The organism is Methylocaldum szegediense, assembly GCF_949769195.1.
In the GTDB taxonomy this organism is placed as follows: Bacteria; Pseudomonadota; Gammaproteobacteria; order Methylococcales; family Methylococcaceae; genus Methylocaldum; species Methylocaldum szegediense.
Genome location: NZ_OX458333.1, coordinates 1,292,561 through 1,316,277, shown reverse-complemented (window position 1 = coordinate 1,316,277; position 23,717 = coordinate 1,292,561). Strand labels below are relative to the sequence as shown.

Sequence of the window (23,717 nt, the reverse complement as noted above, 5' to 3'; positions counted from 1 at the left end):
CGAGTCCTATTTGGCGATATGCCGGTCCAATCGCGGCACCAGCGAGCCGAGAAAACCGACCAGACGTGCTTCCGTCTCCGCCTGGCTCTCTCCCTCCGGCGCCCGGGTGGTAAGACGCACTAGGGCGCCGTCGCTACGATTCCGCGTCAGCGCGTCCCAGAACAGATACCACTTGACGAGATACTCGTTGGTCATGGTTCTGCCGCGTTGTTGAAACCAGTAGTAAACCAATTGCCTGTCATCGCCCTTCTGGATCAGAACTCGGTTGACCCTGAGCTCATCGCCGTACAGCTGGATACCTGGCACCGATACCGTTTCCAGGGATTTGATCTCCCATCCGCCACCCGGTATGCAGGAGCGCGGCGAGTGCACCGATTCCCCCTTGCGCTGGGAAGCGTAGTAGGCCGTGTAGAGATTGACCGGAGGCGCGTCGCCTCTGCGGAAATCGGCCAGGATGTAATCGTCGAATTTCAATGCGTCGACGTAGTGCGGATCCATGATCAGGCGATGCCCCTGCCAAGCGTCCATTACCATCGGGAACTCGGCGAAAGGCGCTCGAGGCGGAATCGATTCCTCCCGCTGCTGCAAGGACAGCGACAAACCGGCCGCGAGCGCCAGCATGCCCCCGACCGCCCAGAATTCCCGTGGCGTTCTCGCTGTCCGGTACGGCGCTCCGGTCGGCGGTCCCGGAAGGACGATGCCGAACACCTCACGAAGCGGCCGCCGGTCCCCGCCGATCCGCGCCAGCAAGCCGATCTCCGCGATCAGAATGGCGGTGCAAGCCATGAAAACAGCCCAGCCTTCGAAATCGTGCAGAAAGCCCTCCGCCATCGATCGCCCCTGATACTCGACGAGCACCCCGATGAGCCCCACGCGCAGGCCGTTCATCAGCACCGCGATAGGAACGCTCGATAAAAAAACGACCGCACGCTTCCAGAACGCCGCCTTGAACAAATAAGCGCAAATGAACGAGAGACCCATGAGCGGAAACAGGTATCGAAGCCCGCTACACGCTTCCACGACCTGCAGCTTGTAAGCCCCGAGGTCGATCACGTTTCCTTCCAGGTACACGCTGATGTCACAGAGTCGAATCAAGCCGACTCCGAGTTGTGATGACAGGAGCTGCAGCTTCGAGGACAGGCCCTGATAAATGAAGTTCGGCAGCGGAATCGCAAAGAACAGAAAGAACAGCGGAACCCGGATCAAGTTGAATACCTCGGGCCCGAAAATCGCGAGAACCGTACCGAACAGCACGATCAGAAAGGCGTACTGCTCGATGATGAACAGCGCGCTGAATTCGCCCAGAAAGAAAAACGCCAACCCTAAAGCGACCAACCCCAAACCGGGCGGGTAGCCAACCCAGTTCGCAGCCGCGATATCGTTCTTTCTTTGCCAAATCAGGAAAGCCGTAACGAAAGGAACAAGGATGCCGTGGCTGTATTCTTCGCTGCTCAGCCAAATGTTCACGGTATAGGCCAAGGCATCGAAAAAGATCACCAGGATCAAGATGCCGAGCACGGCGATTTTCAGCCAAAACCGGCCTGACGCGTGCGGGTTCGACGCAGACCGGGCTTCTCTCGCCACATTTCGAACCATGTTCGGTCCTCTACGCCGCCGCGTCAGCGCAGCGCCGTGCCGACCCGATTCGACCATTTCATGCGCACCACGCGCCATGCGAATTTAGGCAACTCGGCTTGGCGGGAAAGTCTTCGAGGCTCCTGTGCCAGGCGGTAAAACCATTCGAGGTGCATGCGCTGGAACAACGGCGGCGCGCGCCGAACCTTTCCGGCGATCACATCGAAACTGCCGCCCACCCCCTGGCAGACTTTCACTGCGAGCTCCGGCACGTACCGCCTCATCCAGAGTTCCTGCCGGGGACTTCCCAAGGCGACGAACAGGATTTCGGCCTGCGAGGCATTGATGTCGGCCACGAGTTTGGGCATATCGGGTTCGCGCACATAGCCGTGCTGATGTCCGACAACACGAAGCCCCGGATACCGCTCGGGAAGAATGCGAGCCACTTTTCCGTTCACGTCCGGGCTAGCCCCGTACAAAAAGACCTTTCTACCCTGGGCCGCACCGATCTCGCAGATCGCGGGCATCAGGTCTGCGCCCGCCACACGGCTGAGACGCCCCAGGCCGAGCCAGCGTGCCGCCCAGACCACGCCGATACCGTCCGGAATAAGCAGCTTCGCGCTGTTTAAGGCCTCGAGTAGCCGGACATCGTCGCGCGCGCGCATGATCTTTTCCGGATTGACGGCAGCGATGAACCCGGCGTGGTCTCCTTCAAGAAGCTTGCCTACGGTCTCGAGCGCCCGGGGGAAATCGACTGCATCTACGGGTACGCCGAAAATATCGATTCTCTGGTTATCCATAACCTTCCTTCCCTGTAATGAGCCAACTCGCGATCCAGCACATGTAGGCCGGAATAAGCATGTCCTGAGCGAAGACGAAGGGCGTTAGCGTTTCCGGCGCTCATACATATCCCGCATGCCGGGAACGGCTTCGCCTTATCCCGGCCTACCATCGAAGATATTTCCTGTTTGTTCGAAAAATGGGATAACAAGCCAACTCGCGATCCAGAAACGCTTCCAAAGCGGTGATGGCTTCGCGTTCGGCACTGCTGAACGAGAACGCCGTCCGAAATTGGTGGGGAAACCGGTCGGCATAACGGACCCGGATGGCGTTCGCCGGTACCCGGACGCCGTAGCGCGGAGAACGCCAGCCGAGCATAGGCGCCGTTTCTCCGTAGTGCAGAGTTACGGCTCCTCCTGCAACCTCCAGACTACCGACCATATCGCCATCGCGCAGGACGAATCCCGCTTCGACGGGCTCGGCATCCACACCGAGATGCCAGAACAATTCGGCGAGGTGATGTCCCTGCCCCGCAAGATAATCCAGGACCAACAGATGGTCCGACCCGTCGAAAGCCACCGCGCGCCAATGGATAACGTCTCTGCTGCGGTAACCATCATGCCGCGCCAACAAGAAAATTCTCCCGCTGTCGTCGCGACGAAAGGTGACCAGCGAGGCTTTGGGGGCATGCGACCATTGGAAGGCCGTTTCCTGCCGAGCCTGATCCCGGCCGTCGACGCGCACTGTGTTGTGGGCGGCCGTGCTCCGAAACCAGTGCCGCCAGGCGGGATCGCCGGTGTAGGTATACGTGTTAGGATCGATCAGAAGCTCGCGCCCGCAGACCGTCACATGCAGCGACAAGGCATCGGCATGGCCGTGCCCGCAGGCCGGCGGCATGCCGAGCGGGCCATGGTCGAAGACCAGCCGGACCGGCTTTCGGCCGTGTGTCCTGACGAGCGTATATCCCGCATCCGGAAAAACTGCCGGGTTTTCCGCGGGCGCTGGCCCATTCCAGCTGATGCGTAGATGAGGAGATAGAGCGTAGCCGTCGTCGCTGTCCCCCACGCGGGGCAAACTCTCGGGACCGTCCGCCATAGCGCTCAGGAAACGGCGGCCTCGGCGCACGGCATCGGACAGAACGCGTGGCACCGAACGCCGATGGTGTTCGAGCAGTGCTTGCGCCAGACCGAGCAAATCGACGACAAAAAGCTGGTACCAGAAGGACTGCTCGATTCCGCCCCCGTCCGGCAGCACTTGCCGCTCCGCCTCCTCTTGCAGGATTCCGAGTCCCTGCGCCAGCCATCGGGCTGCATCGGCATGTTCCGGGAACAAGATTCCGGCGTACACCAACCCCACGGCTTCCGCGACGGTGTGATTCCCGGCTGAGGAGTGGAGCGACGGCCTTTGGGCGATCAGGAAAGCGTGGGAGAAAACGAGTTTCAGAAGGTCTCGCCAGGTCGATTCCGGAGCGCGCAAGCGATGTCTCACCAGATCCAACGCATGACACACGGCGATCAGGCGCAGCGCGCATTCCATAGCCGAGACATAGTGGATTCCCGTCAAGGGTGGATTGGCCCGCACCCAGGAATCCAGCATCGTCTCCAGCAAAACCAGCGCCCTTTCGGCACGGGCTTCATCCCGTAGCGCCAGCAACGCGAGGCTCACGAGCTGCTGCAAGCGAGCGGGCTCCCAAACCACGCGGGCATCGCCGTAGGGATTCCCTTGCCGATAGGCGATGTTGCCAAAAAAAATTTTGGGCCACATCTTTCCGGTGTCCGGCGCGCGATGCCAAGCGGCATCGCCGTTCCAGCACCAAGCGAAACCGAGCGCAGGCCAGTGGCCGGCGAGCAGCGCTTCCTTGGCGGTTTCGTCCGGATCGAACACCCAATCAAGATCCGGCAACAGACGCGTCGGTGAACGACAAAAACCGACCTCCGCCGGTTGCAGCGGAAGCGAGTGAGAAATGCCCCGCCGGTATGCTCGGGCCATGTTTCGGACCCGGCGCCATTCTTTCAGACGATGGCCGAGCTCCGCTCCGCTCATGACGCTCAAGCGTTTGACGTACCAACGGACCTTGTCGTAAGCCGTAACGCTCATGCGGAGTCGGACCTCCTTTCCGCGGGTAGGAGCGAATCGGGAAACCGGGACTCACGCTCTGGAGCAAAAACGCGAAGACCATCGATCTGCACCGCGCTCCGTGTCCTAAGCGACTCCTTCACGGCAAAGGTCGTATCGGTACTCGCCAGAATGTCCGCGAACGGGATCACCCGGCCGCCCCGGCCCTGGGTCGCGGAGACGAACTGCCGGACCATCTCTTTCTGACCCTTGTCCTGATTGAACAGCCGTTCGCGTTTCGGCCTACCGCAGCCATGGATTTCCAGCTCCCTGAAGTCGCGCAGGATTCCGGTAATCCCGGCGCGATAAACCTCCAGATATTCCTTGGCGAGGCTCTTGGCTCCGTTGGCGCAATAGAGAATCGTGCCTACCGAGCCGTCCACGAAAGACAACGTGATGGCGAGCGTATCCTCGGTCCTCTCGGGGTCCGCCATCGCAGCCGCATAAACGCTTTCCGGCGAGGATTCGGTCAGATAGATCATCAGGTCCACGAAATGGCAGATCTCCCCGACGATCCGTCCGCCGCCCAATTCGACATCCTGGATCCAACTATCGGGTGGAATCGGTCCGGCGTTGACCCGGTACATCAGACACATAGGCCCTGCCCCCAGCGCCTCTTTCAACCTAACCGCGAGCGGCGCGTAACGCCGGTTGAATCCCACCATGAGCAAAGGCGCCGACGGCTGCAGCTGCGCCCGTTCGTAGACCTCCCGAATCGCATCACGCTCGTCCGGCGTCAAGCAGAGCGGCTTTTCGACGAACACGTGCTTGCCTTTTTCCAGCGCCTTAAGCACGAACTCGGCATGGCTATCGTGGCGGGTGGCGATGAACACCGTATCCGTCGCTTCATCCTCCAGAACATCCCTTTCGTCCGCCGAGCAGAAACGAAAACCGAACTTTTCCGCCACGGTCCGAGAACTGGTTCCGGTAGACGTCACCACACCCGCCAGTGACACGCCGTCGCAAGCCGCGACGTTCGGCAGGAGATGACTCATCGCATAACTCCCCGCGCCAATGAAGGAAATACCCCTGCCCGCCGGCTCGTCCCTTCGAGGCTTGGGTGGCGCCATGTCGATGCGCCGTTCTGGGTGGGCGCCGGCCGCGTCGTATTCCAGCAGAATGCCGAGAAACTCTTCGTTTCGGTTCAGGATCAGATCGTAAGCGGCTGGCGCTTCGTCCAATTTAAAGCGATGGGTGGTCAGATAGGACAGATCGATACGACCGGAATGGACGAGCGATTGAAAAGCCCGCATGTTGCGGTTTTCGGTCCATCTCACGTAGCCCACTGGGTAATCCAGCCCTTTCTCCTCGTAATTCGGATCGTAACGTCCGGGACCATAGGAGCAGGACATCTTGAGTGAGAGTTCCTTTCGGTAGAAGTGCGGTTCCCGATCGAATCCGGTCGGCACTGCCCCGACGACTACCACAGTACCGCGCGGTCTCAGCAATTGTCCCGCAAGATTGATCGGCTGAAGACTGTGCGTCGCTGCGGTGATGATGACGGCATCGGCACCGATGCCATCCGTGAGCTCGGCAACGATTTCCGAAAGCCCCGGCGCCTCGCTGTCGAATGCCAGGTCCGCGCAATGCCCAGCCGCGATGTCCACGACCCGGGGGTTGATATCCAGGCCTATCACTTTGATTCCGGACGCCTTTAGCATGAGCCCGGTGAGTTGGCCCAAAAGGCCCAATCCGATGACGACGCAGGTTTCGCCGAGGCGAAGATCGGCCTGACGTATGCCCTGAAGCGCGATCGCTCCGAGCGTGTTATAGGCAGCAAGACTCAGATCAGCCCCCGCCGGCAGCTTCACGCATAGATGGGCGGGAACCGATACGATCTCAGCATGATTGGCGTAGCCGGCGCCGGCGCAGGCGACGAGGTCGCCCGCGGAGAACCCGCGGACGTTCGAGCCCACTTCTATGACCTCTCCGGCGCTGCTGTAGCCCAGGGGTGAATAGGTATCGAGCTTCTTCATCACCGCCCGGTAGGTCTGCGTCGGCCCCTGCTGTTTGAAGATTTCGAGAACTTGCCGCACTTGCTGGGGCCGTTCCCTGGCCTTCCCTATGAGGCTTTTGCGTGCGGCGCTCACCGTGCTGCCTTCGGTACCGGCGCTGATCAGCGAGAAATGGTTGCGGACCAGTACCATGCCCGGCGTTAGGCGCGGCGGCGGCACCTCGATGACGCTCACGACCCCGTCCTTGAGTTTTTGCGTCAGTTGCTTCATTCCCTTTCCGCTCGCCTTGGAATCGGCGGCGCTTGCCGCGATTATTCCGACAGCACCTTACTCAAATGAGACCCGAGCCGATCGATGACGATCCCTTCGACAAATTCTTTTCCGCAAAGACTTCTGTTTCGCTCGCCCATGCGCCTCCGCAAATCGGCGTCCCGGAGTAGCCGAAGCAGGCGATCGCGAAGGCCGTCGAGATCACCGGGATCGATCAGGAAAGCGTGCTCGCCATCCCGCAGGATTTCCGGCACAACGCCCACCCGCGTGACGACCATGGGAAGGCCCGCCGCCATCGCTTCCAGTATCGCGGTGGAAAATCCTTCTGAATAGCTGGGAAGCACGAACACGTCCGCCTCTGCAAAGACCTCGAGTTTCCGCGTGCCGAAAACGCGGTCCCCCAAGTATTCGACCACCGTGTCCAATCCTCTTTCGGCGATGTAGGTTCGGTATAGGGCATCCGGGTCCAGGTGTTCAATGCGTCTGCCCGTCACTTGATCGAAAAACACGTTGCGTTCCGCTGTTTTCCGAGTACCCATGAACCGAAACCGAGCGTTCGTTTTGCGGACGATATCCGGAATCACCCGGATCAGGTCGCAATAGCCTTTCGCGGTCGATAGATGGCCCACGAACAAGACGTTCAAAGGATCGGTTCCTTTATCGAACCGACAATTCTCGAAGTGGCGGTAGAACGCCCACGGAACCAGGTTGTGCTGAACCCCGATTCGTTCGGCAGAAACGATCCCGTCGAACTGCTTCCGCAAACCCGCGCCTTGCACTAACACCCTATCGCAGCCCTGCAGTAGTCGCCGGATTATCGTTCGCACCGGTTTGGGAAGACGCTCGTAGAAAAAGCGGAAATGCCCGCCCTGAAACAAGATCACGGTCTTACAGCCGCGCAGCGAAGCAAGCAGCAGCGTTGAGCCATCGCGAACCCAACCTTTCAAAGTGGCCGAGGTCGGCAGATACAGGATGCAATCGGGCTTTTGCAGGGTTAGGCGCCGACCCAACCGAACCAGATACGACGCATACGCGAACACCATCCTTACGTCCAGTTGCCCCTTCTCCTGGTTCGAGGCGCGTACGGTCGTGTTGAGGTACGCGATCTCGAAGCGTCGCCTAAGCTCGTCCGATTCAACGATGGCGCGAGTGACCATCTCCGGCCCCGCAAACGGTGGCGGCAACGGACCAATTACTAGGACTTTTTTCCTATTCTCCATCCGTGGCTCCCTATTCCTTGGAGCGGGTCGAGACGATCCCTAGAGTACGTTCCTTTACGTGTAATGGTGAATTCGGTCGCCTCTACGTCGTAAATCCAAATCAGATATTTCCCGACATGAGTGGGTATTTGACGGCACCCGCCAGGTTCAGAGCCCGAACGAATCCTTGTGCACAAATATCGAGATTTGCGTTCTTCCGCACGCACTCCCTCGCTCTGATCGCCATATCCGCCCCCAAGGCGGGGTTATCTAGGAATTCACTGACTTGTCGCGCCACCCGCTCGGCATCCGAAAAATCCACCACGAAGCCATTTTCGCCATGCCTTATCAAATCGTCAGCAACGCCCGCGTTGAGCGACACAAAGCAGGGAACACCGGCCGCCATGGCCTCGACGACTACCAAACCCCACACATCATGGTGGGTCGGGAAGACGAGACATCGACTTTCGGCCAGATTTTTGGGCAGTTCGGCCCTCTGTTTAAAACCTTCGAAGGAAACGAATCTTTCCAAACCCAAGCTTGAAACGAGTTGACGGCAGCGTTTCATCTCAGGCCCATCGCCAATGATCTTCAACACGAAATCCTGTCTCAGGTTGGCCAAGTGCCGGGTTACCTCCAGTAAGCCTGAGATGTTTTTTCCGCGCGTCACATTCGACACGCACAACAAGACTTTTTCATCCGAAGATCCTATCTTCTTTTTCCAACGTTCCGATTCGATCTCGAAAAACCGGGTATCGACGGTGTTCGTCGCGATCGAAATCCGGCTTTCGGGCGCTCCCAGTTTCAAAAAAAAACGTTTTGCCCTACTGCCATAAGCCACAAAGCCATCGGCGGAACGGGTCAAAATCCGCCTCTGGATTCTTCTCGCTAAATGACTCGCATTCGGTTCCATTCCAGTAATTCCGGACCAGATCAAATGTTTCGTTTGCAATAGGGTCTTGAATAACCAAAGCTTTGTCGTCGCGACGGAAAACCCATCCGTGATTACTGCGACTGGTCGTTTCTGATAAAGGGTCCTGACCAATCCTGGGTAAAAGAAAGAGACACTTTCGGCTCCCGGTACTTTGACGCCCCGTGGCTCCAAAATCGTGTAGGAAAACTCGCACTCTTCCAGCGGGACATGCCATTGCCGCCTAGCTTCGGATTTTGCGCCGAAAATGACGTGCAACGACAATCCGATACGACTCAATGCCCCATTCAAGACGTTGAACAACGGAATTCGATAAGGGGCTGGAAGATTCGTGACAATCACGATCAGGGACGTCGTTTCTTTCCAACGATTTACGGAACCCCTGTTTTCCATGTCATGCCTTATCCCGACTGGCATATCTCCATACCCAATTTGTTGAATCCGAGTTCTCCCCGCCAAATGAATACGAGATAGACCGTAACCCAAATGAGCTGTGTCACCACTATTCCAACTGCTGCGCCGGCTACGCCGTAATACTGCAACAGCGGATACGATATTGCGATCGTAACAATCGTCGACAGCAATCTCGACAAAAATCCGATTTGAGGCTTTTCGGCAGTTTGAAACGCCACTCGAAGCACGCTATTGATCGATCGAAGCACATATCCGAACGACAGTATCCAAACCAAATATCCATACTCGGCGAAAAATGGCTTGAAAAGAGTTTCCAAGGCCGGTTCCGCAAACAAGGAAAGAGATACTGCAATCACGGAGACGATGCCCACAATAGTCAAGCCGCTCTGCCATAGCCATTTTCGCCACGCTTCGTAACCTTCGACCGCCAATTTGCGTCTAGCGATGGGAATCACAAACCCGATCCCTCCCATTAGGATGACATTCAGAGCATTGACCAACGTTTGCGATGCGTTGAACGCGCCTACCGATTCTCGATCGATAATCGCCGCGACGAGGAAGAAATACAGGTAGGTCGATGACGAATAGGCAAGCGTTTCGAGCACGAACCACCGCCCGAATCGCCAGTTTTGGACACCAGTCGCTAATATGTTTTTTATTCCGCTCCCGGATCTGCGATGACCGCCGAGGACGATTGCCAAGAGACTGCTTGCAGCGCCGCCTAGCGCCATGCAATACAAGGCTGATTCCACGGTAAGCGATGCGTCGAAGCTCAGTCGTATCAGGCCGACGATTCGCACGGCATGTCCTGTCGTCTCGATGACGAGCAGCCTTCGCAGTGCTAATTCCGTCAAGGCAACAACGCGAAAATAATCGGACAATTGCAAAAAGAAAAGGCACAAAGCAAATGCGCCCAAAGTCTTGCTGGCCACCGCCATCACAGAAAGTACGCCCATTGCGGCGCCGGCCATCACAAGACCGAAGATCAACTGCAGAAGAAACTGGCTGTAAAAATAAGCGCTTGTCTCCTTTCTATCGGTTTTGACGCCGTATATTCTGAGCGGCTCCAGAATCACGGAGTTCTGAAGTCCCGCAAGCACCATCAGCCCGGCATAAAAAAGCGAATACACGCCATAATCGGCGGCGGCAACGCTCTTCGCCACAAAAACGCCTGTCAGAAAATTCGATAAAGAGGAGATTCCCTGGCAGCTTACGGTGATTAACGGCCCCCTAAATATCGCCCTCAAATATGCCCTAGCCTTTTCCTTCATGATCGGTCCCTCGATCGCCTGCTTCAGGTCGCTCCTTTCAGATCGACCAAAGGCTGCTCCCGAACCGCTTCTTTCGCTATACCCTCCTTTTGTCTCACGCTCTCTTCCTGAGCTCGTCTCAAGCAAATCCCAATGATGCCCCAAACAAACCATTGATATCCCGGATACGCGCTAGGGACAAGACCAATGGAATCGATCATCCACATACAAAAAGCCATCACCCCTCCAAGGGCCAGCGGCGTTCTGTTTTTACGCGCATATCCCATAAGTTTGTACCCGACGGTAAAAAGCAACGCCAAATAACTCATCACTGCGAATAGGCCGCCGTGCAACAGAAGCATCAAATAATCGTTGTGGACTCCCGTGGCTACCAAGCCACTCCCGAATGTTTTTCCGAATACTCCGATCTCGTTCCAAGACGTCCATACTTCCTTCCATCCGTACCAACGGCCTGCCAGCGTACGCTCCAATTCGATATTCCCTTCGATGGCCCCGATTTCCTTATGAAACAATTGTTGCAATTGGCGCGAAATCTCGGGCAGATAATAAATACCGATCGCCAGCAATCCTATCGTAACAAATCCTAAGAATAGGAATTTCCTTCCAAGAATCGCCCAAACGGCAACCCAGGCAGCCAAAGTGAGCATTCCCGATTTACTATAGGCTTTGAACATCACGATAACCGCGCAGATGCCGAGTACCGCAAGGGCAAAATTCAGAACCACCCGCCGATTTCCGAAAATGGCCGAATATAAAATGGTGGCTAAGATTAATTGCTCCATGTAGTAGCGTATGGTAAAAGCGTCGTGATAAAGCCCGACATACCGCGTTAATCCTTCTGCTTCGGCTTGAATCCATTGCGTTCCGGTCACCAATTGATATAGCCCGATCGCCAATGGAAACAGGCCTGCCATAACCAACGCCAATAGGAATTTACGTAAGCCCTTATCCTCCAGAAAAAAAGCCTGCCCCATATAGTATCCGACGAACCCATTGATTTGTCTGAAGAACACAGAAAAGGCGGCTGTCGGTCCCTGCGCGATCGTAATGAGGCAAAATGAAATGAACGTAGCCGAAAGATTCAGACACCAGATATTCAACAGAGGCAATCTTTTAACGGATTGACGTAATTTAGCGCCTAATGCCATGAAAAGGAGAATTTCAACAGGTACGACGACACTGATGACTTCGGTCCATCTCAGGTTGCCGACGATCGGATGATTCCAAGTCGCATCGACAACAGGGCGAGCCATCAGTGCCAACAGAACACCGATCGGCGGGAAAGCTAATAAGAATAGAACAACCGAACCTGTAAGGAATCCCGCGACATAAAAAAGCATCCCTTTATCCTCTTTGCGCCTTCCATGTCGGTACCGCCTGGCGGCGGAATGCGCCTTGACGGAGGCTTCGTATTTGCTGATCCGTCAAATGCTTATAAAGGTAAACCGCGATACCGGTTTCGGGCCATCTCGTTCTGATCACCTGAATGTAATCTTCCATGATGTCATAAGGTTTCGGAACTTGTTTCCGGCCCATGGCTTGATAGTTTGCGAACAGAATGAAGAGTTTGTTTTTGTTGTCTAGTCTTTGTCGCAGTTTCTCCGTTTTTTCTACATTCAGGCGTTTTGTGTAATTCATTTGAAATATGACGTCGACCCACCCTCGGTTTGCCCAAAGAAATGGATTTCTTCCCTCCAGAGGACGTCGCTTAGCGTCCGGGTCATCGTATGCATCTACACTGACGATGGTATGAGGACGTGCTCTTCTAACGCCATCGGATACACGCTGGACGATATCCGATACTGCCTCATCCTGCCAACGTTGTATTCGATCATACGCATCCGGATCGATGGATTGCTTGCCGGTATCCGATAAGAGAGATTTTCGATGTTTTTCTTGGTAATCCTGCTGACAAAACTTGGAAACACATACCCCCAAGGTTCGGATATAATCCAGATTGACGCCATCGACCGTGTATCGTTTGGCCATGTCGGTTATCACATCGACGATAAACGTTCTAAACTCCGGAATATGCACGTTATAGGCACCTTCCGGAGTGCCTTCGTCGAAGAACTTCGGATAACGTCCGTCCTCTCGTTTCGCCACCGTAAACCACGGGTGGACTTCGATTCCCATGGAATGTGCTTTAGTAATCAGATATCGCAAGGGATCATCGCCTTTATCGATCCGCTGCTTCACCCGTGTATCGACGTGGGCGTTGGTCGAAGGAAAATAGGCGCCTCGACCATGCCATACGCAAGGCACGTATACGTTGAACCCGGCATCCTTAATACGCCGAAGCACAGTATCGGTATTGTCTCTGGACAAGGCCCAACCGATATCTTCATCGAAAATAATTCGATTTTCCCTGCCCGTTTCCATACTGGAACGATGTTTTTCTTTTCGGGATGCAAGATCGTCACTCCCCGTCCAGTATGATTTTCCGGCTGCAAGCACGGGTTTCTCCCTTATCGCATCGATATATCGGGCGTGAATCTGTTCGTGAGTGAGCGCGGATTGAGAAATGACGATTCCCTTTATCGAACCTTCCATTTCACGGCCGTCGGCTTGGCGGGTCGGGGCATCGCTGCCAAACACGAGCGGCGACTTCGGCAACCGGTCGGGATTACCGGAAAACGCCGACTTCGCTACTAATTCATCGTCGGCATAGAGACGGCAGAATCCGTCCTTTCCGGTTTTCCAAACAGCGGTGATCAAGGTCCACGTGTTCGTCTGCAATCGGTATGGGGCCGAACAATGGAAACTGTCCCTGTTGCTGACCACAAAATAGAAGCGGTTGGCGCCCTTTGGTTCCCACCACCCTTGTGAAATGACCAAATAGCTACCCTTGTCCCACTCCATGGAGGCCAAGGTGTGGGAGGCGGTTGAGTCTTGCCAGGATGGTTTCAGCCAAAAAGAAATGGTTCCGCTGCGCAACGAGAACGATTGGGGCAAGGCTAACTCGGCGCGCCCCCGCTTCGGGATACGAAGTACGGAACCGACTTCGTCGATATGCTCAATCGCCGCGCCGGAAACGGGCTTGAGGACAGGGGATCTCGTCTCCGAAAACCCCTCGAAGGAAACTAGCGCCTCATCCTTCGGTTTCGCGGATATACAAAAAGCCGCAAGGAGAGCGCCGAGAAGGCCGAATATCGACAATGCCGTCCTGGCCGAAAAAAGTCTCAAACCTTTACGTACCACAGAAAATCTCCGTATTTCCCTTGCTGGCGTACGTAATTTCGGGCCGATCTGCGTCAACTGGCGTAGGCACTTCAATCATTAAGTGCATCGCCGCCCGGCAACACGGAATGTGACACCCGCGTTCGGCCCACGCAGGGTTTACTTGTGCGTTAACGCCTCCTATCGATGGTCCGATGCTCTATCGAAAACAAACCCACCCCTAGGAAGAATATGTGCCTTCCCTATTCAGAACATCCGCCAAGGTCGCGAGAATCCTAGCCGACGCCTTTCCGTCCCATAGCTCCGGCTTCCTGCCCGTCGCAGCCAAGCCCTTCAACGCTTTCCTAGCTTCCGCGACGATGCGCACGGGGTCCGACCCGACAAGAATATTCGTACCCTCTTCTACCGTAATCGGGCGTTCCGTGTTTTCGCGCAGAGTGATGCAAGGAATGCCGAGCGCCGTCGTCTCTTCCTGAATGCCGCCGCTGTCGGTCAGAACCAGTCGGGCATCCTTGAAAAGGTTCAGAAATTCCATATAGGACAGAGGCTTGGTGGTGACAATGGACTCGGGAATCTCGAGCCCGAATTTTCGGATGTTCGCTTGAGTCCGCGGATGGATGGGAAATATCAGCGGCAGCTCGGAACTCACCTCCGCCAGCGCTTCGATAATACCGGCCAGAGTTTTCGGATCGTCCACATTGGACGGGCGATGTAGCGTAACCACGCCGTAGGACGGATGCCGCCGCTTGAAGTCCGCGGTCTCGAAACTGTTCTCCGGCAGGCGTTGCAGCTTCTCCACCTGGTGGAATAGGTTGTCGATCATCACGTGGCCGACGAAAAATATGGCGCCGTTCGGCTTACCCTCGGCCAACAAGTTATCTATGCCGCTTTTCTCGGTTACGAAGAAATAGTCGGATATTGCGTCGGTCACGATGCGGTTCACCTCTTCCGGCATCGTCATGTCGCGGCTCCGTAGCCCCGCCTCGACGTGAGCGACCTTGATCCCGAGCTTCTTCGCCACGATCGAGCAAGCCAGCGTGGAATTTACGTCGCCCACGACCATTACCAAATCGGGCCGGTCCTTCATGCAGATCTCTTCGAAACGCACCATCACTTTCGCCGTCTGCTCGGCATGCGAACCGCTGCCCACGTCCAGATGATAATCCGGGGGTGGTATCTCCAGTTCCTCGAAGAATACGTCGCTCATTTCCTTGTCGTAATGCTGACCGGTGTGGACGAGCTGGTATTCGAGCGGATACGAACCTCGCTGAAGTTCCCGGATGATGGGCGCGATTTTCATGAAATTCGGGCGCGCGCCAGCAACGATCAAAAATTTGTGAAACTGGGCGATGGTTTTCAAAGCGTGGTGCCTCCTCGGTTTTTCAGGTTAGCCCTGCATCGAACGGCCGCTCGCATCAAAACCGATTCACGCCACGTGCTTCGGAAACTCCCCAATCGCCGGGCGATGTAACGAGTTTATGCGGGGACGTTCTAAGAAGTTTATACGTATGAGCGCTTAACCCACGCACATACACGTACGAAAGCGAGACGAGAGGCCCCCGCCTCCCGTCTTCGGCCGGTTTCATCAAGACTTATTCCATCTCTTACACAATCCGAAGTTATCGCTAATGGTAGGCCGGGATAAGCTTGTCCTGAGTTTGTCGAAGGGCCTGTCCTGAGCGAAGTCGAAGGAGCAAAGCCTTTTCCGGCATGCGGCATGTCGACGGGCATGAACAGAATCCACGTGCTCTCAGCTTCCCTAGAACAAACCTGTGATGCGGCCATTCTCGTCCACGTCGATCGCCTCTGCCGCAGGCACCTTGGGCAGTCCCGGCATAGTCATCATGCTGCCGCAGACCGCCACAACAAACTCGGCGCCGTGAGAAGGCCGCACTTCGCGAATGGAGAGTACATGGCCGGACGGCGCACCTTTAAGATTCGGATCGTTGGAGAACGAGTACTGCGTCTTGGCGATGCATACCGGGAAGTGGCTGTATTCCTCGCTCAGCCGATCGAGCTGCTGACGGACCTTGCTGTCCGCGGTGATGTCCGACGCCCCGTATAGCTGGGTGGCGATGGTTTTGATCTTGTCCCAGAGCGGCGCACGTTCTTCGTAAAGGAATTTGAAGTTCGACTGCCCGGAGTCCACCATTTGGACAACCTCCCGCGCCAACTCTTCCGCGCCTTTCCCACCCTCGGCCCAATGCCGGCAGACGATAACCTTGGATCCTTTTTCCTCAACCTTGCGCTTGAGCAACGCAATTTCCGCATCGGTGTCCGAGGTGAAATGATTAATGGCGACGACACAAGGCAGGCCGAACCGCTGCTGCACGTTGTCGAGATGCCGCGCCAGATTGACGAAGCCAGCATCAAGAGCCTCCAGGTTTTCTTTTTGCAGTTCCTTCACCGGCACGCCGCCATGCGACTTGAGCGCCCGCACGGTCGCGACCAGCACCACGCCGTCCGGTTTTAGGCCAGCCTTGCGGCATTTGATGTCGATGAATTTCTCCGCGCCCAGATCGGCACCGAAGCCGGCTTCGGTCACAACATAATCCGCCAGTTTCAAAGCCGCCTTAGTGGCGACCACCGAGTTGCAGCCGTGGGCGATATTGGCAAAGGGTCCGCCGTGGACGAAAACTGGGTTGTTTTCCAGAGTCTGGACCAAATTCGGCCGCAGGGCATCCTTCAACAGCGCCGCCATAGCACCGTGGGCATTGAGATCGCGCGCGAAAACCGGCTTGTCGTCGAAACGGGTGTACCCCACCAGGATGTTCCCGAGCCGCTCCTTCAGCTCTTTAAGCGAGTTCGACAAGCACAGGATAGCCATCACTTCCGATGCGGCGATGATGTCGAAGCCATCCTCGCGGGCAAAGCCGTTCGCCGTCCCGCCGAGGCCGATTACGATGTCGCGCAAGGCGCGGTCATTCATGTCGATAACACGCTTCCAGGCAATCCGGCGTGGATCGAGGTTCAACCGGTTGTCGTGGTGGATGTGGTTGTCGATCATCGCTGACAGCAGGTTGTGGGCGACGCCGATGGCGTGAAAATCGCCCGTGAAATGGAGATTAATGTCCTCCATGGGCACAACCTGAGCATAGCCGCCGCCGGCTGCGCCTCCTTTGACGCCGAAACACGGCCCTAAAGCGGGCTCTCTGAGACAGATCATGGTTTTCTTACCCAGCCGGTTCAGCGCATCCCCCAAACCGACGGTTGTGGTCGTCTTACCCTCCCCTGCGGGTGTCGGGCTGATAGCTGTGACCAAGATCAACTTGCCGTTAGGCCGATCTTTGAGGCTGTCGATATAGTCCAAGGAAAGCTTGGCTTTGTAATGGCCATACGGGTCGAGATGTTCGGGCGCGATGCCTAACCGGTCTCTGGCAAGATCGATGATCGGCCGCATCTTGGCTTTTTGAGCGATTTCGATGTCGGACATGAATGCACCTTCCTATCTGTCTCGGTAGTCAATGGAGAAATCGGAAACCAAACGGGGCATCGAGCACCAGCCATGAAACGCCGTAACCGAACCCGCGAAGCTGGCTGATATTAACAAGTTGCAGGAAGCAACGCAGCAAGGAGGTGAAGTACCCCGCCATCCTTTCGGAGCGAGCGATGTCGCGCGTCGACAATGTGCTGGGCTGTACCGCTCGCTTCGGCAGGCCCGGACGCACACAGCAACCTTATCAGCGACCTGTTGGACGTCGAATGGACGTCCGTGGCCTCTTACCGGGCCTGAACGAGAGCATTTGGCGGGACTCGGCCAACTCCAGAGGTCAAAAGAGGATTTGTGCTACCCGACCGTGGGTGGTGGAGCACAGCTTCGGCTGTAGTGCCTGGTCCCAGCGCTCGAACCACGACGATGCACGGCTGGCGAAATCTCTTGGCATGCTTGCACTTTGTCGTCTTTGCCATCCTCGCGCCCGTCGGGCCGCCCCGCCCATCGTTCCAAAGTGCATAACACGCTCTAGGCGATCAGCATGACTACTTCGAGCTGGTTTCCACGGCCTGCGCCACGAATTCGCCGAACGCCCGACTGCCGTCACCGGTGGGAATCGTGGCCTCCAGCTGCAAGGTTTCGGCATCGATGACGGAAACGGAGTTACTGAACCAATTCGCGACATAGACATGCTTGCCATCGGGGTGGGCGGATATGCCTTCCGGATACTCGCCGACCTCGATAGTGGCAGTGACTTCGCCGCGGTCGACAGCGATGACCGAGACCGTGTTGTCGTATTGATTGGTCACGAACAGGCGGGTTCCTCCAGCCCCTATCGCTACCGCATACGGCCTATCCCCGACCCGGATGGTCTTCAACAACGTCATCGCCTCTGCATCGACCACGGAGACATCGTTGCTCTCGACGTTGGCGGTATAAAGACGCTCAGCCTTGGCATCCAGGGTGATACCGAAGGGATGCTTGCCGACGGCGACGGTTTTCTTGACTTCAAGATCAGCCGCGTCGATCAACGAAACCGAATCGTCGTCCCGGTTCGCGACATAGATCTTTGTCCCGTCCGGACTCACCACGACACCGGAAGGAGAACGCCCTACCGGAACTTGCTTCAGAACCTTCAAGCTTTCGAGGTCTAGTACCGAAAGGTAGTGTCCGTACCAATCGGCCACATAAGCCCGCGTCCCGGTGGGATCGACCGCGATACCCACAGGCCCTTCACCCAATGACACGGTGGCGATCACATTTTGCGTGCGGCCATCCAGAACGGTCACGTCCTTACTGCCAGGGTTGGTGACGCAAATCTTGGCGCCGTTCCGGCTGACGGCGACACCGGCGGGTTCTGATCCGACTTTGACGGCTTTGACGACAGTTCCGGTAGCTGTATCGATCACCGATACGCTGTTGTCCTTCTGGTTAGTGATATAGGCGTAGGGTTCGGCGAAAACATCGCCTATAAAGACAAATAGAAGAGCGGTGACACAGGTCACCGCTTTCGCCCGACTTACCCAATCAAGAAGGCTCGCCATCTTATTTCTTCTCGGCAACGGCTTTGAGATTCGCAAGCCCTTCCTTGTAAATCTTCGTAACTGCGTTGACAGCGGCTTCGTCATTTTGATCCGGCGGCGGATTATTGTTCATGAAACTCCGATAAAACGCGCCGCTCCATTCCACCTTCGAACCTCCGGCGGGATTTGGTTCGACTTTGATGGTGGATGAGTAATTGGCCACCGGCAGATCCTTCGGGTCAACTTCCGTGATTTTGTATTGCATGGTCATCTTGTCAGCATCATAGCTTTTCAGTTCCTCCTTGATCACGCCGCCGCTTTTCAACTTCAGCTCACGGGTCGCCCCTTTCTCGGTTCCGCCTTGTGCCGAGGTGCTTTCGACCACCGGCAACCAATTCTGAAGATTCCCCCAGTCGCCGACCAGCGCCCAAACCGCATCCGGCGTGGCGTTAATTTCGATGGTTTCGGTAACTTTCTGACGGGTCGGACCGTGAGCGTCTGCCAGTCCGGCCCACAGCAACGGCAGAGCGGCGACAAATGACAAGAGTTTTTTCATCAATTTCTCCTGGTGCAAATGAACAAAGCCAGAAGTATAAGGCAAATCGCTCGTCGGCTAGGAGATAATTTCCCGCGCGTACTCCCTGAGGTTCTTGAGGATTTCCCGATCCTTGGCGGATAGGTCTGGAGACGCTTCCAGCGCTTCGATTCGCGCTAGATACTCGTTCAGCACGATGCTCCCCCCACATCCCTCGACCGTCAGCCGCCGGATACGATACGCTTCCCAGCGTGCAGTTTCTTCTGGTGTCAGGGTCTCCGGAAAGTTTCTGGCCCGGTAACGAAAAAGCAGTTCCGGAAGACGCGCATCCTCGAAGCTCGGCTGCGCCCGAGCCAATTCGTCTGGGGTGAGACCACGCAGCCATTTCAAGACGGCGCGGTCCGCATCTCCCAGGAAGCCGTCGTACAACATGAGATCGGGATCATCGGTATCCGTCTCCGGGCCATTGTAGGTCATGGCTTCTCGAATCTTTTTCGGCAAGGTCCATTCCCGTTTCAGTCGGTCGAGGTGGCGGTTGCAGCGGTCTAGGTCGATTTGCAGCCGCTCCGTATCCTGAGACCGCAGGGCCGTTAGCGGCGCGATAACCGGGCATTTGTTCAGATGCACCGTTTTCAGCGCGATGCGTTCGACGCCGGGCGGGAGTTTCGAGGCTGGGGTAAACAGCCGCTCCCGGAGATCTTCTGCATTCAAATCGATGAGCGGCGTGGGATCGACGGAAAGGTCGTAAACGACTACCCCATTCGGATTTCGAGGATGTCTCGCGAGCGCGACCACGACCGCGAGACAATATCGGTCGGAAGCATATTTCTCCGAAACATGCAGAACCGGCTGCATAGCGCCGAAGCGCAGCAATTCGAAAGCCTCTCGCTTGCCCCGGTTGGCAAAAACGAAGTTGAAAAGTTTGGGCTGGCGCTCGCGCACTAAGCGCGCTACCGCAATGGTAGCGCGAACATCGGCCAAGGCATCGTGCGCGTTCTCGTGTTGAATGCCGTTGGCGACTGTAAGCGCCTCCAATCGCAGACTGGGTTTGCCCGATCCGTCAACCGGCCATTCGATGCCCTCCGGCCGGAGTGCTCGAGTCAAGCGCAACATATCGATGATATCCCAGCGGGAATTACCGTTGCGCCATTCTCGCTCGTAAGGGTCGAACAAGTTGCGGTAAAGACAGTGCCGGGTCACTTCGTCGTCGAAGCGAATGTTGTTATAGCCAGCGACGCAGGTCCCCGGCACTGAGAACTGCTCGTGAATCCTGGTTATGAATTCCGCCTCCTTGAGACCCCGTTCGGCGGCCATTTGCGGCGTTATGCCCGTAATCAGGCAGGCTTCGGGTACGGGCAGTACGTCACGCGCCGGCTTGCAGAAAAGAGTTACAGGTTCGCCGATCGGATTCAGTTCCAGATCGGTTCGAATTCCCGCGAATTGCGCCGGTCGGTCCCGCCGGGGATCGGTCCCGAAGGTTTCGTAATCGTACCAATAGAGGGAACAACAAGACGACATGTGCCGAATGGTCCTTGGCGATCTATCCGTCCGACAGGAGAACGTCGATCGCCAAAGTATTGATCGCCATCCGACACATCGCTATCTGCGAGAAAAGATGGTCGGCAGTTTATCGCTACCAGATTGGGGGGATTGAGGTGCCGATCGGTCAAGAGTTTTCCGCCATGGCTTCCAGCTTTCGCCGTTTTTCGCATTTCTGCGCGCAGATGCATTCGCCGTTGTTCACGCCTCCGCAGGTGCCCTTGATGGAGCCCCGCCCGAACATGACGCCGATCGCCATAAAGAAAACAACGGCAGCCATCACCGCAAAAGTAATCAGAAACAATGTCATCGTTCGCCTCGCCTAATTCGGTAAAGATGATCTAGGGGCAAGAGCCCGCCGACGATTGCGTCGGAGAACTTTACCTCAAACTATGTTCGTCGACTTTACTACGTTTTCGGAAAAAGAAAAGCGGGGGCGTCATGGAACGCCTCCCGCCCTCTCTTTCCGAGAACAGCGAATGAATTAACCGCCGAAATCGTCCAGCATGATGTTTTCCCTCTCGACGCCAATATCTTCCAGCATCTTGATTACGGCGGTGTTCATCATAGGCGGTCCGCAAAGATAGTATTCACAATCTTCGGGTGCCGGGTGGTTCTTCAGGTAGTTCTCGTACAGAACGCTGTGGATGAAGCCGACGTACCCGGTCCAATTGTCCTCCGGTTTCGGTTCGGAAAGAGCGAGATACCATTTGAAGTTCGGATACTCTTCCTGAAGCTTGTTGAACTCGTCCACATAGAACGCTTCCCGCAAGCTGCGAGCACCGTACCAGAAGGTCATCTTCCGTTTGGTCTTCAACCTTAGAAGCTGGTCGAAAATGTGTGAGCGCATCGGGGCCATACCGGCACCGCCGCCGACAAAGACCATTTCGTTGTCGGTGTCACGGGCGAAGAACTCGCCGAACGGCCCGGAAACGGTCACCTTGTCGCCTGGTTTCAGGCTGAAGATATAGGACGACATCACACCCGGCGGAATACCCTTGGTTCCCGGCGGCGGCGTAGCGATACGCACGTTGAGCATGATGATCTCGTTCTCTTCCGGGTAATTCGCCATGGAATAGGCACGAACAGCCGGTGTCTTGACGATAGACTCGTACTGCCACAGGTTGTACCGGTCCCATTCGTCACGGAAACGCTCGTCGATATCGAAGTCCGTGAATTTGACATGGTACGGCGGACACTCGATCTGAATGTAGCCGCCGGCGCGGAAATCGATGTGCTCGCCTTTTGGCAATTCCAGCACCAATTCCTTGATGAAGCTTGCCACGTTGCGGTTCGAACGGACAGTGGCCACCCACTTCTTCACACCAAAGACTTCGTCCGGAACCTGGATCTTCATGTTCTGCTTGACCGTGACCTGGCAAGCCAGACGGTCTCCCTCCGCAGCCTCACGCTTGGTGATGTGCGAAAGCTCGGTCGGCAGAATGTCACCGCCACCTTCGAACACTTTCACCCGGCACTGGGCACAGGTCCCGCCACCGCCGCAAGCCGACGACACGAACAGATTGTTGTCGGCCAACGCAGTCAGCAGCTTGCCGCCGATGGGAACACTGACGGTCCTCTCACCGTTGATGACGATATCGACGTTGCCGGACGCGACCAGTTTCGATTTCGCGCCGAGGATCACGAAGACCAGGGCGATGACGATCAGGGTAAAAAACAATACGCCTAGGATGATTTCCAACATTGTCTTATACCCTGCCCCTCACAGTTGAATGCCCGAAAAGGCCATAAAACCCATCGCCATCAAACCGGCCGTGATGAAAGTAATACCCAGACCACGGAGCCCCGGCGGCACGTCGCTGTATTTCAGCTTTTCGCGCACGCCCGCCATGGCGGTGATTGCAAGGGCCCAGCCGAAGCCGCTGCCAACGCCGTAAACCACGCTCTCGGTGAAGTTGTAGTCGCGTTCGATCATGAACAGACTGCCGGCGAGGATGGCGCAGTTCACCGTGATGAGCGGCAGGAAAATACCGAGCGCGTTATAAAGCGCCGGAAAAAAGCGATCGAGCACCATTTCGAGGATCTGCACGATCGCCGCGATCACGCCGATACACGCCATCAAAGCGATGAAGCTTAAGTCGACGTTTTCCAGACCCGCCCAGGAGAGTGCGCCCTCTTTCAGCAGATAGGAATAGATGAGATTGTTGGCCGGAACCGTGAGCGTCTGAACGATGGTAACGGCGATGCCGAGACCGACTGCGGTTTCGATTTTCTTGGAGACGGCGATAAACGTGCACATCCCCAAGAAAAAGGCGAGCGCCATGTTCTCGATGAAAACCGACTTGATGAACAGATTGATGTAGGCTTCCATCAGTGTGCCTCCCCGTGAGCCGGCATAATGGCGAAATCAGCCTTTTCAACCTGTTGCGGTTTCCAGGTGCGCACCGCCCAGATCAGCAGTCCGATCAGGAAGAAGGCACTCGGCGGGAGCAGCAGCAAGCCGTTCGGGACGTACCAGCCGCCGTCTTTGAGAAGCGGCAGCACCTCGATCCCCAGCAGTTTGCCGGAACCGAACAACTCGCGGACGGTAGCGACGGTAATCAGGATCAGGCTGTAGCCGAGACCGTTTCCTACCCCGTCGAGAAAACTTTCCCACGGCGGGTTTTTCATCGCATAGGCTTCCGCGCGGCCCATGACGATGCAGTTGGTGATGATCAGGCCCACGAACACCGACAGCTTCTTGCTGATCTCGTAAGCGAACGCCTTGAGGATCTGATCCACCACGATCACCAACGAGGCGATGATCACCATCTGCACGATGATGCGAATGCTGCTCGGAATATGATTGCGGATGAATGCGATGCCGGCACTCGAGCAGGCGGTGACCGAGGTCAACGCGAGGCTCATGATCAGCGCGGTCGACAGCTGCGATGTCACCGCCAAAGCGGAACAAATCCCTAACACCTGAAGGGTGATGGGGTTGTTATCGACTAACGGTTCGACAAGAACCTTTTTGTGCTCTTCATTAAAGTTCAT

Annotated in this window: 18 protein-coding genes; 1 reads left to right on the top strand and 17 read right to left on the bottom strand. The window is 56.3% G+C overall.

Annotated features, from left to right (window positions below):
* Positions 1-6: 6 nt before the first annotated feature.
* The 14 genes from xrtD to sbcB form a co-directional block, all read right to left on the bottom strand.
* A complete protein-coding gene (xrtD, locus tag QEN43_RS05505; RefSeq protein ID WP_051331650.1) occupies positions 7-1,596 on the bottom strand; it encodes a VPLPA-CTERM-specific exosortase XrtD in 1,590 nt (529 codons plus the stop codon).
* Positions 1,597-1,619: 23 nt separating this feature from the next.
* A complete protein-coding gene (locus QEN43_RS05500) occupies positions 1,620-2,375 on the bottom strand; it encodes a WecB/TagA/CpsF family glycosyltransferase (RefSeq protein WP_026609038.1) in 756 nt (251 codons plus the stop codon).
* Positions 2,376-2,520: 145 nt separating this feature from the next.
* Entirely contained in the window at positions 2,521-4,452 is a 1,932-nt protein-coding gene (locus QEN43_RS05495) for an alginate lyase family protein (RefSeq protein WP_026609037.1), read from the bottom strand.
* Positions 4,449-6,695, bottom strand: a complete 2,247-nt coding sequence (locus tag QEN43_RS05490) for a bi-domain-containing oxidoreductase (RefSeq protein ID WP_317963792.1) — start codon at positions 6,693-6,695, stop codon at positions 4,449-4,451. Before QEN43_RS05490 ends, QEN43_RS05495 begins: the two co-directional genes overlap by 4 nt.
* 41 nt (positions 6,696-6,736) lie before the next feature.
* Positions 6,737-7,915 carry a glycosyltransferase family 4 protein gene (locus QEN43_RS05485; protein ID WP_084161598.1) on the bottom strand — a complete coding sequence of 393 codons (1,179 nt, stop codon included), beginning with the start codon at positions 7,913-7,915 and terminating at the stop codon, positions 6,737-6,739.
* Positions 7,916-8,015: 100 nt separating this feature from the next.
* Positions 8,016-9,218, bottom strand: coding sequence for a glycosyltransferase family 4 protein (locus QEN43_RS05480; protein WP_026609035.1), 1,203 nt, complete (start codon positions 9,216-9,218; stop codon positions 8,016-8,018).
* Between the two features lie 8 nt (positions 9,219-9,226).
* The gene (locus tag QEN43_RS05475) at positions 9,227-10,402 is read right to left on the bottom strand and encodes a lipopolysaccharide biosynthesis protein (RefSeq protein WP_026609034.1); all 1,176 of its coding nucleotides are present in this window, start codon (positions 10,400-10,402) and stop codon (positions 9,227-9,229) included.
* A 131-nt stretch (positions 10,403-10,533) separates the two neighbouring features.
* A complete protein-coding gene (locus QEN43_RS05470; RefSeq protein ID WP_026609033.1) occupies positions 10,534-11,850 on the bottom strand; it encodes an O-antigen ligase family protein in 1,317 nt (438 codons plus the stop codon).
* Positions 11,851-11,854: 4 nt separating this feature from the next.
* Positions 11,855-13,711, bottom strand: a complete 1,857-nt coding sequence (locus tag QEN43_RS05465; RefSeq protein ID WP_026609032.1) for a family 10 glycosylhydrolase — start codon at positions 13,709-13,711, stop codon at positions 11,855-11,857.
* A gap of 199 nt (positions 13,712-13,910) precedes the next feature.
* Positions 13,911-15,050, bottom strand: a complete 1,140-nt coding sequence (gene wecB, locus QEN43_RS05460) for a non-hydrolyzing UDP-N-acetylglucosamine 2-epimerase (protein ID WP_235726508.1) — start codon at positions 15,048-15,050, stop codon at positions 13,911-13,913.
* A gap of 399 nt (positions 15,051-15,449) precedes the next feature.
* Entirely contained in the window at positions 15,450-17,123 is a 1,674-nt protein-coding gene (locus tag QEN43_RS05455; protein WP_026609031.1) for a formate--tetrahydrofolate ligase, read from the bottom strand.
* 545 nt (positions 17,124-17,668) lie between these two features.
* The gene (locus tag QEN43_RS05450; RefSeq protein ID WP_026609030.1) at positions 17,669-18,667 is read right to left on the bottom strand and encodes a YncE family protein; all 999 of its coding nucleotides are present in this window, start codon (positions 18,665-18,667) and stop codon (positions 17,669-17,671) included.
* 1 nt (position 18,668) lies between these two features.
* A complete protein-coding gene (locus tag QEN43_RS05445; RefSeq protein WP_026609029.1) occupies positions 18,669-19,202 on the bottom strand; it encodes an SRPBCC family protein in 534 nt (177 codons plus the stop codon).
* A gap of 57 nt (positions 19,203-19,259) precedes the next feature.
* Positions 19,260-20,699: an exodeoxyribonuclease I gene (gene sbcB / locus QEN43_RS05440; RefSeq protein ID WP_026609028.1), complete on the bottom strand. Its 1,440-nt coding sequence runs from the start codon at positions 20,697-20,699 to the stop codon at positions 19,260-19,262.
* 14 nt (positions 20,700-20,713) lie between these two features.
* Between sbcB and QEN43_RS05435 the strand changes: the two genes are divergently transcribed.
* Positions 20,714-21,046 (top strand): hypothetical protein, encoded by a 333-nt coding sequence (locus QEN43_RS05435; RefSeq protein ID WP_156912632.1) that lies wholly within the window; start codon positions 20,714-20,716, stop codon positions 21,044-21,046.
* Between the two features lie 158 nt (positions 21,047-21,204).
* Here QEN43_RS05435 and nqrF read toward each other — a convergent pair whose 3' ends face one another.
* The 3 genes from nqrF to QEN43_RS05420 are packed head-to-tail and all read right to left on the bottom strand — an operon-like array spanning position 21,205 to position 23,717.
* Positions 21,205-22,425, bottom strand: a complete 1,221-nt coding sequence (nqrF, locus tag QEN43_RS05430) for an NADH:ubiquinone reductase (Na(+)-transporting) subunit F (protein ID WP_026609026.1) — start codon at positions 22,423-22,425, stop codon at positions 21,205-21,207.
* An 18-nt stretch (positions 22,426-22,443) separates the two neighbouring features.
* Entirely contained in the window at positions 22,444-23,052 is a 609-nt protein-coding gene (gene nqrE, locus QEN43_RS05425) for an NADH:ubiquinone reductase (Na(+)-transporting) subunit E (protein WP_026609025.1), read from the bottom strand.
* Entirely contained in the window at positions 23,052-23,717 is a 666-nt protein-coding gene (locus QEN43_RS05420; RefSeq protein WP_026609024.1) for an NADH:ubiquinone reductase (Na(+)-transporting) subunit D, read from the bottom strand. The genes nqrE and QEN43_RS05420 overlap by 1 nt, the downstream gene beginning before the upstream one ends.